Source organism: Embleya sp. NPDC050493, assembly GCF_044458105.1.
Lineage (GTDB): Bacteria > Actinomycetota > Actinomycetes > Streptomycetales > Streptomycetaceae > Embleya.
The window spans coordinates 178,964-190,869 of the sequence record NZ_JBITHP010000010.1 but is presented as its reverse complement, the minus strand read 5'-3'; the positions used below and the strand labels follow the sequence as shown (position 1 = coordinate 190,869).

The 11,906-nt window shown below is 70.7% G+C and carries 13 protein-coding genes; 9 read left to right on the top strand and 4 right to left on the bottom strand.

Annotation, left to right across the window (positions count from 1 at the left end; all coding sequences use genetic code 11):
* Positions 1-48 precede the first annotated feature (48 nt).
* Positions 49-513 carry a MarR family winged helix-turn-helix transcriptional regulator gene (locus ACIBM5_RS21315; protein WP_396008294.1) on the bottom strand — a complete coding sequence of 155 codons (465 nt, stop codon included), beginning with the start codon at positions 511-513 and terminating at the stop codon, positions 49-51.
* Positions 514-574: 61 nt separating this feature from the next.
* On the opposite strand from ACIBM5_RS21315, the gene ACIBM5_RS21310 reads away from it, so the two are divergent.
* Positions 575-1,090 (top strand): O-acetyl-ADP-ribose deacetylase, encoded by a 516-nt coding sequence (locus ACIBM5_RS21310; protein WP_396008293.1) that lies wholly within the window; start codon positions 575-577, stop codon positions 1,088-1,090.
* Between the two features lie 108 nt (positions 1,091-1,198).
* Here the strand turns inward: ACIBM5_RS21310 and ACIBM5_RS21305 are convergent, their stop codons facing one another.
* A complete protein-coding gene (locus ACIBM5_RS21305) occupies positions 1,199-2,560 on the bottom strand; it encodes an NlpC/P60 family protein (protein WP_396008292.1) in 1,362 nt (453 codons plus the stop codon).
* Positions 2,561-2,848: 288 nt separating this feature from the next.
* Complete coding sequence (locus ACIBM5_RS21300; protein WP_396008360.1) at positions 2,849-3,718, bottom strand: class I SAM-dependent methyltransferase; 870 nt, start codon at positions 3,716-3,718, stop codon at positions 2,849-2,851.
* 242 nt (positions 3,719-3,960) lie between these two features.
* Here ACIBM5_RS21300 and mshA point away from each other — a divergent pair, with 242 nt between their 5' ends.
* The 5 genes from mshA to ACIBM5_RS21275 all read left to right on the top strand — a co-directional run bounded on the left by mshA (position 3,961) and on the right by ACIBM5_RS21275 (position 8,840).
* The gene (gene mshA / locus ACIBM5_RS21295) at positions 3,961-5,280 is read left to right on the top strand and encodes a D-inositol-3-phosphate glycosyltransferase (RefSeq protein ID WP_396008291.1); all 1,320 of its coding nucleotides are present in this window, start codon (positions 3,961-3,963) and stop codon (positions 5,278-5,280) included.
* A gap of 19 nt (positions 5,281-5,299) precedes the next feature.
* Entirely contained in the window at positions 5,300-5,818 is a 519-nt protein-coding gene (locus ACIBM5_RS21290) for a YbjN domain-containing protein (RefSeq protein ID WP_396008290.1), read from the top strand.
* Positions 5,819-5,861: 43 nt separating this feature from the next.
* Positions 5,862-6,620: a phosphoglyceromutase gene (locus tag ACIBM5_RS21285; RefSeq protein ID WP_396008289.1), complete on the top strand. Its 759-nt coding sequence runs from the start codon at positions 5,862-5,864 to the stop codon at positions 6,618-6,620.
* A gap of 352 nt (positions 6,621-6,972) precedes the next feature.
* The gene (locus ACIBM5_RS21280; RefSeq protein WP_391588171.1) at positions 6,973-8,163 is read left to right on the top strand and encodes a sensor histidine kinase; all 1,191 of its coding nucleotides are present in this window, start codon (positions 6,973-6,975) and stop codon (positions 8,161-8,163) included.
* Positions 8,160-8,840 carry a response regulator transcription factor gene (locus ACIBM5_RS21275; protein ID WP_020552235.1) on the top strand — a complete coding sequence of 227 codons (681 nt, stop codon included), beginning with the start codon at positions 8,160-8,162 and terminating at the stop codon, positions 8,838-8,840. Before ACIBM5_RS21280 ends, ACIBM5_RS21275 begins: the two co-directional genes overlap by 4 nt.
* Positions 8,841-8,949: 109 nt before the next feature.
* On the opposite strand, the gene ACIBM5_RS21270 is transcribed toward ACIBM5_RS21275, so the two are convergent.
* Complete coding sequence (locus ACIBM5_RS21270) at positions 8,950-9,648, bottom strand: hypothetical protein (protein WP_396008288.1); 699 nt, start codon at positions 9,646-9,648, stop codon at positions 8,950-8,952.
* A 387-nt stretch (positions 9,649-10,035) separates the two neighbouring features.
* Between ACIBM5_RS21270 and ACIBM5_RS21265 the strand changes: the two genes are divergently transcribed.
* The 3 genes from ACIBM5_RS21265 to ispF are packed head-to-tail and all read left to right on the top strand — an operon-like array spanning position 10,036 to position 11,872.
* Positions 10,036-10,518: a CarD family transcriptional regulator gene (locus ACIBM5_RS21265; protein WP_020552233.1), complete on the top strand. Its 483-nt coding sequence runs from the start codon at positions 10,036-10,038 to the stop codon at positions 10,516-10,518.
* Between the two features lie 57 nt (positions 10,519-10,575).
* Positions 10,576-11,373 (top strand): 2-C-methyl-D-erythritol 4-phosphate cytidylyltransferase, encoded by a 798-nt coding sequence (gene ispD, locus ACIBM5_RS21260; RefSeq protein WP_396008287.1) that lies wholly within the window; start codon positions 10,576-10,578, stop codon positions 11,371-11,373.
* Positions 11,363-11,872, top strand: coding sequence for a 2-C-methyl-D-erythritol 2,4-cyclodiphosphate synthase (ispF, locus tag ACIBM5_RS21255; RefSeq protein WP_396008286.1), 510 nt, complete (start codon positions 11,363-11,365; stop codon positions 11,870-11,872). The genes ispD and ispF overlap by 11 nt, the downstream gene beginning before the upstream one ends.
* Positions 11,873-11,906 lie beyond the last annotated feature (34 nt).

Here is an 11,906-nt window from a genome sequence, read left to right as displayed (position 1 = left end):
CGGCCGGGTGCAAGCGGGTAACCGTAGGCTGTACGAGGCGCGCCAGACTCAATCCCGGCCGCCGGCCCGTTCCGCCGCGTCGCGCAATACCGCGAGGGATTGCACGAGCGAGTCGAGCTCGTCCGCCTCCAGGTGTATCAAGACTTGGGCCAGGGCCTGTCGTCGAGCCGATCGCAGCTCCTCCACGAAGCCCATCCCGTCGGGCGCCAGCCGCAGTACCACTTCCCGGCGGTCGGTCGCGCTCAGCTCGCGCACCAGCAGGCCGGCATCCTCCAAACGGTTGCACAACCGGCTCGCCGAGGACGGGATGGCCCGTAGCCGGGCGGCCAACATGTTCAGGTTGATGCCGTCGTGGTCGGCGATCACGAGCAGGGCCCGCAACTGGGACGGCGACACCCGACCGCGCAGGTCGCCGTGTGCGTGGGTGCGTACCGCGGCCATCCACTCGCACAGTGCGTCCACACGATCGAGCAGCTCCGCGGGTAGGTCCCCTTCTCCTCGGGCCACGGACATCCGGCCACTGTGCCGGCTATCGGAGGGGGAGCGCCACGTCCGGGCCGGCAGGCTGGTGCCCATGACACCGATAACGCTGGTTCGCGGAGACATCACCGAGCAGCACGTGGACGTGATCGTGAACGCCGCGAATTCGTCCCTGATGGGCGGCGGCGGTGTCGACGGCGCGATCCACCGCAGGGGCGGTCCGGAGATCCTGGCCGAGTGCCGGGCGCTGCGGGCGGCGAAACCGGGGCGCGGCCTGAAGACGGGCGCGGCGGTGGCCACCACCGCGGGCCTGCTCCCGGCGCGGTGGGTCGTGCACACGGTGGGCCCGGTGTACAGCCACGCCGAGGACCGGTCCGCGCTGCTGGCGTCCTGCTACCGCGAGGCGCTGCGGGTGGCGGACGAGCTCGGCGCGACCTCGGCGGCGTTCCCGGCGATCTCCGCGGGCGCGTACGGCTGGCCGCTGGAGGATGCGGCCCGGATCGCGGTCGAGACCGTGCACGCGACGCCGTCCGGGGTGACCGAGGCGCGCTTCGTGCTGTTCGAGGCGCGCGCGTACGTCGCGTTCGAGCAGGCGGTCGCGGCGCTGTAGGCCGGGTCGGGCGGCGCGGCCCCACCAAGACGTGCCGGACCGGCCCAGGCCCGGACATGCGGGCGGGCCGGACCCGAAGGCCCGGCCCACCCGCATGTCCGGATCCCGTCAGGTGCCGGTCGCGGTCGCCTTGGCGCTGCCCGACGGGGAGCCCGACGTCGAGGTGCTCGGCGCACCGGTCGACGGCGGCGTCGACGTGGGCGGCTTCGAACTCGGCGGCGGCGTCGTGGGCGGCTCGGAGCTCGGCGGCGGGGTGACCGGCGGAGTGGTCACCGGCGGCGTGACCGGCGGTGTCGTCACCGGCGGGGTGACCGGCGGCTTGGTCGGCGGCTTGCTCGGCGGCGGAGCCGGGACGTTGGGGATCGCCGGGGCGTTCACCGTGCCCGCGCCCGCATCGGGACGCACCACGCCGAGGATCGGCATCGAGCCGGCATTGGCCACGGTGATCGTGCGGCCCGGTCGCGGCGCGTGCACCATCTTCCCGTTGCCCAGGTACATGCCGATGTGGCTGGCGTCGGAGTAGTAGACGATCAGGTCGCCCGGGCGCATGTCGGCGACCGGTACGCGCGGCAACGACGCCCACTGCTCCTGGGAGGTGCGCCGGATCGGCACCCCCGCGAACGCCCACGCCTTCGACGTCAGACCGGAACAGTCGTAGCCCACGGGCCCCACGCCGCCCCAGATGTAGGGCTTGCCGATCTTGTCGATCGCGAACGCGATGGCCAACGCGGCCTTGGGGGTGGTCTGTTGGTCCGGCTTGCCGATCAGGGTGTTCAGCTGGGCCTGGCCGGCCTCCGCGGACAGCGCCTCCATCCGGGCCAGTTCGGTGAGCTGCTCGGGGGTCAGACCCGCGAGTATCTTCTCGGCCTCGGCGATCCGGGCCTGGATGTCGGCCCGCGAGGCGGCGGCCTCCTGCTCCAGCCGACGGCTCTCGGCGAGCTGGGTGTCCGCGCTCTTCTGCATCGCGGTGAGCTGGAGTTCGGCCTGCTTGGCCCGGGTGATGGTGTCCAACTGGGTCTGCGAGATGTGCTCGTACGCCGGCGCGTCGCGCAGGAAGCCCTGCGGATCCGACGACAACATCAGGGTGAGCAGCGGGTCCATCCCGCGGGTGGTGTACTGCAACCGGGCCAGCCGGCCGAGGTCTTCCTTGGCCTTCTCGACGTTCTGCCGGGCCCACACCACGCCCGCGTTCACGTCGTTGACCTTGACCTGCGTGCGGCCGAGCTGTTCGGTGGTGGCGTTGAAGCGCTCGGTGGCCTGCTCGGCCTGGCGGTACAACTCCTGCACCCGGGCCTGGGCGGCCAGCAGGTCCTGCACCGACGTGATCGCGGTGTTCGCGGGCGGCGGCACGGGCGGGACACCCGGGTCCGCCCACGCGTTGCCGCCGAACAGGGCCGCGCACAACAGCGCCACGCCGCAGCTGGTCACAGCCCGGGTTCGCAGGCCGATCCGGCCCCCGAGTTTCACCATGCTTTCGCCCTTTCGGAACTCGATGCTCGCCTGCGACGTACGGGCCGATTCCATCCGACGACGTCGATTCGAACCGGAACCGGTGCTCTCGGAAAGGCAGTTACCGAGCACCGACTCAGCGTCGGATCCTTGCATGTTCCGGCGACGATGGGCAGAGGAGAATTCGTGATCGTCCGGTTATCGGAACGGACGAATCCAGCTATTCACGGACGACACGCCGAGCCGAACCGCGGTCAAGTGAACGCGGTGTGCTCAAGATTTCATGTGCCGTTCCGGATCGGACACGAGTCACCGGAATGTATCAACGGCGCCGGCTGATATGTCGGTGCCTCGCGGCGCCACCGCCGACCACGCCACGGTCACCTCGCCCTGCCGCCGACGCGCCGGCCCGTCGCACACCGGCCAGTCCCGGGCCAGCGTCTCGGTCGCCGCGAGCCAGCGCTGCCGGGCCCCGAACGCGGCCAGCGGCGCGTGCAGATCCCAGGCCCGGTCGAACGCGGCCAGGAACGCGTGCACCGGCTCGCCCGGCACGTTGCGGTGGATCAACGCCTTGGGCAGTCGCTCGGCCAACTCGGACGGACGCCCGAAGCCGGCCAACCGGGTGGCGAAGGTGACCGTGCGCGGGCGCGCGTCCGCCCCGATGCCCAGCCAGACCGCGCGCCGGCCCAACTCGTCGCACGTGCCCTCGACGAGCACCCCCTCCGGGGCCAACCGGGCACACATCCGGCTCCAGGCCGCCGGCACCGCGTCCTCGTCGTACTGCCGGAGCACGTTGAACGCCCGGATCGCGGTCGCCGAACGGCCGGCCGGCAGCGGCACCTCGAAGCCGCCGCGGGCGAAGCTCAGCCCGTCCCGGGCGTGGGGGAGCGCCGCGGCCACCCGCTCCGGATCGATCTCGAACCCGATCACCTCGACGTCGGCGCGCACCGTACGCAGCCGGCGGAGCAACTCGAGCGTGGTCACCGGCGAGGCGCCGTAGCCGACGTCGACCACCAGCGGATCCACCGCGCCGCGCAGCAGCGACCCGTGCACCCCGGTCAACCAGCGGTCCACTCGGCGCAGCCGGTTCGCATTGGTGGTGCCCCGGGTGATCACCCCGCTGGGCCGCGTCCGGCCGGCGGTCCGCAGTCCCGCTCCCGGGGTGCCGATTCCCGACATGCCGCGCGTACCCATGCTCGCAGGGTAGGGGAACACCTCCGTACGCCCCCGCGAGCGGTCCGGATCACACTCCGCCGGGGAATCCCCTCCCCTCACGATGGGTTGGTTCTTGAATTGGGCCGCGAACCATGGACGGGCGGTCCACGATCTGTAGTAGCTCTGTACAACTGGTAGCTCTGTGTACACGTGGTAGCTCTGTACACCGGACGACATGACACGGGGCCGGCCTGGGAGGTCAACGAGTGAGCCACCACGTCCAGCGCGCGATCACATTGGGAGCGCGCCGGGGGGCACCTCGTCGAATCGCGACGCTGAGCGTTCACACCTCCCCGCTGCACCAACCCGGCACCGGCGATGCCGGGGGCATGAACGTCTACATCGTCGAACTGAGCAAGCGGCTGGCCGCGCTCGGCATCGAGGTGGAGATATTCACCCGCGCCACCGGCAGCGACCTGCCGCCGGTGGTCGAGATGGCACCGGGCGTCCTGGTCCGGCACGTCACCGCCGGGCCGTACGAGGGCCTGTCCAAGGAGGACCTGCCGGCCCAGCTGTGCGCGTTCACCTCGGGGGTGCTGCGCACCGAGGCGATGCGCGATCCCGGGCACTACGACCTCGTGCACTCGCACTACTGGCTCTCCGGCCAGGTCGGCTGGCTGGCCAAGGAACGCTGGGGCGTGCCGCTCGTGCACACCATGCACACGATGGCCAAGGTCAAGAACGCCTCGCTGGCCGGCGGCGACGCCCCCGAGCCCCGGGCCAGGGTGATCGGCGAGTCCCAGGTGGTCGAGGCGGCCGACCGGCTGGTGGCCAACACGATCGAGGAGGCCGATCAACTGATCGACCTCTACGACGCGGCGCCCGAGCAGGTCGCGGTGGTCAACCCCGGCGTGGACCTGGAGACGTTCCGTCCCGGCGACATGGCCGACGCGCGCCGCCGGCTGGGGGTGCCGGTGGACGCCACGGTGATCCTGTTCGCCGGTCGCATCCAGCCGCTCAAGGCCCCCGATGTGCTCCTGTACGCGATCGCCCACCTGCTGCAGGCGGATCCCGCGCTGCGCGACTCGCTGGTGGTCGCGGTGGTCGGCGGGCCCAGCGGCAACGGCATGGCGGCGCCCGAGCACCTGCACAAGCTGGCCGCGACGCTGGGCATCCACGACGTGGTCCGGTTCCAGCGACCGGTTCGTCAGGACGTGTTGGCCGACTGGTACCGCGCGGCCACCGTCGCGGTGGTGCCCTCCTACAACGAGTCCTTCGGCCTGGTCGCCATCGAGGCCCAGGCCTGCGGAACCCCCGTGGTCGCGGCGGCGGTCGGCGGCCTGCCCACCGCCGTGCGCGACGGCGTCTCCGGCACCCTGGTGCGCGGTCACAATCCGGTGGACTACGGCCTGGCCCTGCGCGACCTGATCCGCGCCCCCCGACTGCGCCAGGACTACTCCGGCGGCGCGGTCCGACACGCGGCGGCCTTCGGGTGGTCCTCGGCGGCGGCCTCGATGGCCGAGGTCTACGCCGACACGCTGGCCCGCAGCGCGACCCCGCGTGGGCGGGTCGTGGGCGGGCAGTAGCGTCGAGGCGTCGAGACGAATGGGGTGGGTCGTGGGAGCCGAACAGGACCGGGCCGCGGAGATCGTCCGCACGGCCCTGAAGGACGCCGGCATCGAATGGGAGCAGTCCGCGCCGAACACGTTCGTCGCGGTGCTGCCGGGCACCCGCAAGCTCAAGACGGCGGTCGCGCTCACGGTGGGCGCGCACACCCTGGCGGTGAGCGCGTTCGTGATCCGGCACGCGGACGAGAACCACGCGGCCTTTTACCGCTGGCTGCTGGAGCGCAACGTGCGGATGTACGGCGTGGCCTTCGCCGTCGACAAGCTCGGCGACGTCTACCTCAACGGCCGGCTGCCGCTGGCCGCGGTGAGCGTCGACGAGGTGGACCGGATCCTGGGCGTCGTGCTCCAGGCCGCCGACGACAGCTTCAACACCCTCCTGGAGATCGGCTTCGCGACCTCGATCCGGCGCGAATGGGACTGGCGGGTCGAACGCGGCGAATCCCTGAAGAACCTGGAAGCCTTCGCCCGCTTCGCCGCCCCGGAGAACCGCGAATAGACGCCGTGCCGGCGGCCCGATCGCCTCGATTAGGCTCCTGGGCATGGCTGATGCTCTCTACAAACTGATCCTTCTGCGGCATGGCGAAAGCAAGTGGAACGAAGCCGGACTTTTCACCGGCTGGGTCGATGTCGACCTGACCGACAAGGGTGAGAAGGAGGCCGCGCGCGGCGGGCAGCTGCTGCTCGACGCGGGCGTGCTGCCGGACGTCCTGCACACCTCGCTCCAGCGCCGCGCGATCCGCACCGCCCAGCTCGCACTGGACGTGGCCGACCTGAACTGGCTGCCCGTGCGTCGCTCGTGGCGGCTCAACGAGCGGCACTACGGCGCGCTCCAGGGCAAGGACAAGAAGCAGACCCTGGAGGAGTTCGGCGAGGAGCAGTTCATGCTCTGGCGCCGCTCCTACGACACGCCGCCGCCGCCGCTCGCGGACGACGACGAGTACTCGCAGTTCGCCGACCGCCGGTACGCGTCGCTGCCGGAGGAGATCCGACCGCGCACCGAGTGCCTCAAGGACGTCGTCGAGCGCATGCTCCCGTACTGGTACGACGCGATCGTGCCGGACCTGCTCGGCGGCGACACCGTGCTGGTCGCCGCGCACGGCAACTCGCTGCGCGCGCTGGTCAAGCACCTGGACAAGATCTCGGACGCCGACATCGCGGGCCTGAACATCCCCACCGGCATCCCGCTGCTGTACGAGCTGGACGCGAACCTGCGTCCGCTCACCCCGGGCGGGCGCTACCTCGACCCCGAGGCGGCCGCGGCCGCGATCGAGGCGGTCAAGAACCAGGGTCGCAAGTAGACCCGAACATCGGGTGAACATTCGATCGGCTTCGCGCGGGGCGCCCACCTGTCACGGAAGGGGTCGGGCGCCCCGCACGCGCCGGGCTGTGGGCCCGAGCGCCGGTTCAGCGACCGCAACTGCCCCCACAATTGCATGCGGAACCGGACTTACATCCACAGCCGCAGCTTGCCGGGCAGTTGCAGCCCGGCGTGGGCGCCTGCGGCTGGGGCGGGGTCTGCGGGTCGGACATGACGACCTCCGAACGATCACCGGTGACAGGCGTGGCGCACGGATGAACGACACATGAAGATCTGCACGACGGACCCTCTGGACGGTTTCACCCGTTCGGAGCAGCTCTACCCTGGAACATGTGGACGTGAACGTTGCTGCTGCCGCTTTGGCCGCTGTATCCGGATTGGCCGTGGGTGTCGCCGGCACCCTGGCCTTCCGCTGGAGTGAGCGCGCCCAGGGCAGAGGCACGGCCGTGGCGCCCGCCACGGGCCCGTCGCTGCCGCCCGGAGTGGCCACGGTGTTGTCCGTGCTGCGCTCCTCGGCGGTGGTCCTGGACGAGTTCGACACCGTCGTGAAGGCGAGTTCGGCCGCCTACAAGTTCGGCCTGGTCCGCGGTGACCAACTGGTGCCCGACGATCTGCTCGCGATGGCGAAGGAGACCAGACGCGACGGCGAGATAAGGCAGCGGGACCTGTTGTTGGCCCGCGCCGACGGCGAGGCGCACGAGTTCGAGGTGTCCGCCCGGGTCGCGCCGCTGGGCTCGCGGCTGGTGCTGCTGCTGGTCGAGGACCGTACCGAGGCCCGCCGGGTGGACGCGGTGCGCCGCGACTTCGTGGCCAACGTGAGCCATGAGCTCAAGACCCCGGTCGGTGCGCTGTCGTTGCTGGCCGAGGCGGTCATGGACGCCAGCGACGACCCCGAGGCGATCATCCGCTTCGCGGGGCGCATGCAGATCGAGTCGGCCCGGCTGACCAATCTGGTGCAGGAGCTGATCGACCTGTCCCGGGTGCAGAACGACCATCCGCTGCATCACGTGGGGCCGGTGCCGCTGGACGAGTTGGTGGCCGAGGCCGCCGACCGCTGCCGCCAGGCCGCCGAATCCAAGCAGATCACGCTGGCGATCGGCGGGGATCGCGAGCTGATCGTGCCGGGGGACCACAATCAACTGGTGATGGCACTGGGCAACCTCGTCGAGAACGCGGTCAATTACAGTCCCGCACGGACGAGGGTCGACATCGAGGTCAGAGCCGAGGCACGCATGGCCGTCATCACCGTTTCCGACCAGGGGCTGGGTATTCCCCAGCGCGACCTGGATCGCATTTTCGAGCGGTTCTACCGCGTCGATCCGGCCCGTTCGCGGGCCACCGGCGGTACCGGCTTGGGTCTGTCCATCGTCAAGCACATCGCGGCGGGCCACGGGGGAGAGGTAACCGTGCGCAGCCTGGAGGGTGTGGGATCCACCTTCACCCTGGTGCTGCCCTTCAAGTCCAGTACCTCTCAATCGATGTCGATGACATCGTCGACCCCATCCATGGAGGCTTCACGATGACCCGTGTGCTCGTCGTCGAAGATGAAGAGTCCTTCAGCGACGCGCTGTCGTACATGCTTCGCAAGGAAGGCTTCGAGGTGGCCGTCGCCGCCACCGGACCCGAGGCCCTGGAGCTGTTCGACCAGGGCGGCGCCGACCTGGTGCTGCTCGACCTGATGCTGCCCGGGCTGCCCGGCACGGAGGTGTTCCGCGGGCTCAGGGCCAAGTCCAATGTGCCGGTCATCATGGTGACGGCCAAGGACAGCGAGGTGGACAAGGTCGTCGGCCTGGAGATCGGCGCCGACGACTACGTCACCAAGCCCTATTCCACGCGCGAGCTGATCGCCCGGATCCGCGCCGTGCTGCGGCGCCAGGGCGGCGAACCCACCGACGAGCCCCGGGCGATCGAGGCCGGGCCGGTGCGGCTCGACGTGGAGGCACACCGGGTCACCGTGGAGGGTCGGCGGATCGACCTCCCGCTCAAGGAGTTCGACCTGCTCGAAGTGCTGCTGCGCAATGCCGGCCGGGTGCTGACCCGGATGCAGCTGATCGACCGGGTGTGGGGCGTCGGCTACGTCGGCGACACCAAGACGCTCGACGTGCACGTGAAGCGGCTGCGCGCCAAGATCGAGCCGGACCCGGGCGCCCCGCGCTACCTGGTCACGGTGCGTGGTCTCGGGTACAAGTTCGAGCCCTGACCGGGCCGGGGGACACCCCTTCCCTACGACGGCGCCCGCGCCGCCCACCGTTCACCGGGGGCGGCGCGGGCGCCGTCGTAGGTACCCGTCGTGCGGGTGCCGGGTGCGATCAGCCGCCGGCCGGGGCCGACGAGCTGTTGCGCGGGGTGCCGGTCGCACCGGTGTTGCCCGTCGCGGGCGCCGTGGCGTTGCCCGTGCTGTTGACGGGAGCCCCCGTGGCGGGAGCACCCGTGGCGGGCGCCGTCTGGGTCGGCGGGGCGGGCGGGGCCGGCGGCGGCGGGGTGAACGCCGGGGTCGGCTTGAGCTGCGCGTAGTAGCTCGTGGGCGAGTGCACCGACACGTCCAGCGAGGTCTCGCCGGCGGTGCCGAACACGAACGTCACCCGACGGAACGAGCCGGCCTCCACCTTGGCGGCGTCCGGGAAGACCAGCGGGCCGAGGTAGGCCTTGCCCAGCGGGCTGTTCGCGGCCACCTCCTTGGGCGGATCGACCATGTACACGGCGCCGCCGGCCGGGATGGTCAGCGGACCGCCCAGGGCCTGACCCGCGCCGTCGACCGTCACCTTGGTGATCGTCTCGGGCTTGGTGCCCTCGTTGAACAGCGCACCACCGAGCGCGACCAGGTTCTTGCCCGGGTCGCCCGTCACCAACTGCACGTTCTGGATCTTGAGCGAGCCGAACGCCGTATTGGCGGTGTCGGGCTTGATCTCGTTGGTCTCGGCGTCCTTGCCACTGGCGCAGCCCGCGGCCAGGGGAAGGACGACGGCGACGGTGGCGGCGAGGGCGCCGCGTCGAAGGCTGCGGCTCACGGCGGCGGCATCTCCTTGAAGATCTTGGATCGAGGACCGGTCAGGACGACCGGGGACAGCGTACTCAGCCCGGGCGGACGACTTGTACGCGGCTCACCGCCCCGACGCCCCGGCCGCGACCGGGTCGAGCCCGTTCGATGATCTCGAACACGGGGCCGACACCGGTGGGACCCGTGTGACATATGGGTCGCGCGAGAGTGGCCGACTCACGACCGGGAGGGGCTGTTTGTCGGTTTTGTTCGAGTCCTGCGGGTGTGGGGTTCCCTGTCCCAGCACGGCCACAGGCCCGTTGTCAAGCCCCGACTAAGGCTCTGACCTGCGCAAACGTCATTCAGTAGGGACGTGTCCCGTGTTACCCTAGAAAGCCACGGAAGGGGTACCTGTCACATGACGTTCAAGGTTGGCGACACCGTGGTCTACCCCCATCACGGGGCCGCGCTGATCGAGGCGATCGAGCAGCGCACGATCAAGGGTGTGGACAAGACCTATCTGGTGTTGAAGGTCGCCCAGGGTGATTTGACCGTCCGCGTGCCTGCGGACAACGCGGAGTTCGTCGGTGTTCGGGACGTGGTGGGCCAGGAAGGGCTCGACCGCGTCTTCGAGGTGCTGCGCGCTCCGCACACCGAGGAACCGACGAACTGGTCACGACGTTACAAGGCGAACTTGGAAAAGCTCGCTTCCGGTGACGTTATCAAGGTCGCGGAGGTCGTGCGCGATCTATGGCGCCGCGAGCGTGACCGCGGCCTGTCGGCAGGCGAAAAGCGCATGCTGGCAAAGGCTCGGCAGATCTTGGTGAGCGAGTTGGCGCTCGCCGAGAACACGAACGAGGACAAGGCCGAGGCCATCCTCGACGAGGTTCTGGCTTCCTGAGCCGTAGGATCCGCCCGTCGATGACGGACGGATCCGCCGGTGCGGTGTCGACGCCACATGGCGTCGGCGCCCGGGTGGTTTGAGGGGACTTCGTTGAACGCTGCGGTCCTTGTGCCCGCTGCAGGGCGTGGTGAACGGCTCGGTCCCGGTGCGCCCAAGGCGTTGCGTGAGCTTGGGGACATCCCGATGCTGGTGCACGCCGTCCGGTCGCTGTTGGCCGCCCGCGGGGTAACCGCGGTCGTGGTCGCCGCACCGCCGGACGGTGTCGCCGGTGTCCGGGAACTTTTGCGTGCGCATTTGCCTGCGGAATCACCCGTACGGGTGGTCGCGGGCGGTGCGACACGCCAGGAATCGGTGCGATTGGCGCTTGCTGCCGTGTCGCCCGAACACGACGTCGTGCTCGTGCACGACGCTGCGCGGCCGTTCGTGCCGGCCCGGGTGGTGGAGGCGGTGATCGCCGCCGTCGCCGACGGGGCCGACGCGGTGGTGCCCGCCATGCCCGTGGTGGACACGGTCAAAGAGGTTTCCTCGGTCGACGGTGCGGAGACGGTGGTGCGCACGGTCGACCGGTCGCTGCTGCGCGCCGTACAGACCCCGCAGGGCTTTCGGCGGGCCGTGTTGGCGCGCGCGCACGCCGAGGCCGGCGGATTCGGCGGGGAAGGTGCCACCGATGACGCGGGCATGGTCGAACGCCTCGGCGGCACGGTCGTGGTGGTGCCCGGTTCGGAAGAGGCGTTCAAGGTGACCCGCCCGTTCGACCTGCTGCTCGCCGGCGCGCTGTTGGCGCGCCGCGCGGAGGCGGCGGACGGGCCGGCGATCGGCGCGGAGGGTACGGGGATCGACGTTGTCCGGTGAACACAACACCCCGATCGGGCTGCCCCGCACCGGGATCGGGGTGGACGTGCACGCCTTCGAAGAGGGCCGCGAGTTGTGGGTGGCCGGTCTGCACTGGCCCGGGGAGACCGGGCTGGCCGGACACTCGGACGCCGACGTGGTCGCGCACGCGGCGTGCGACGCGTTGTTCTCGGCGGCCGGAATCGGCGACTTGGGCGCACACTTCGGCACCTCGCGGCCACAGTGGTCGGGAGCGTCCGGGGTGACGCTGTTGACCGAGGCGGCGCGACTGGTGCGGGCGGCCGGATTCGAGATCGGCAACGTCGCGGTCCAGGTGATCGGGGTGCGGCCGAAGGTGGGCCGGCGCCGGGCCGAGGCCGAGGCCGCGCTGTCGGCCGCGGTCGGTGCGCCGGTGTCGGTGTCGGGCACCACCACCGACGGGCTCGGGCTGACCGGGCGGGCCGAGGGAGTGGCCGCGATCGCCACCGCGCTCGTGGTGGCGACCGGAGTCCACCGGTGACGATCGTTGTTCGAACCGAGGGATAACGGGGAAC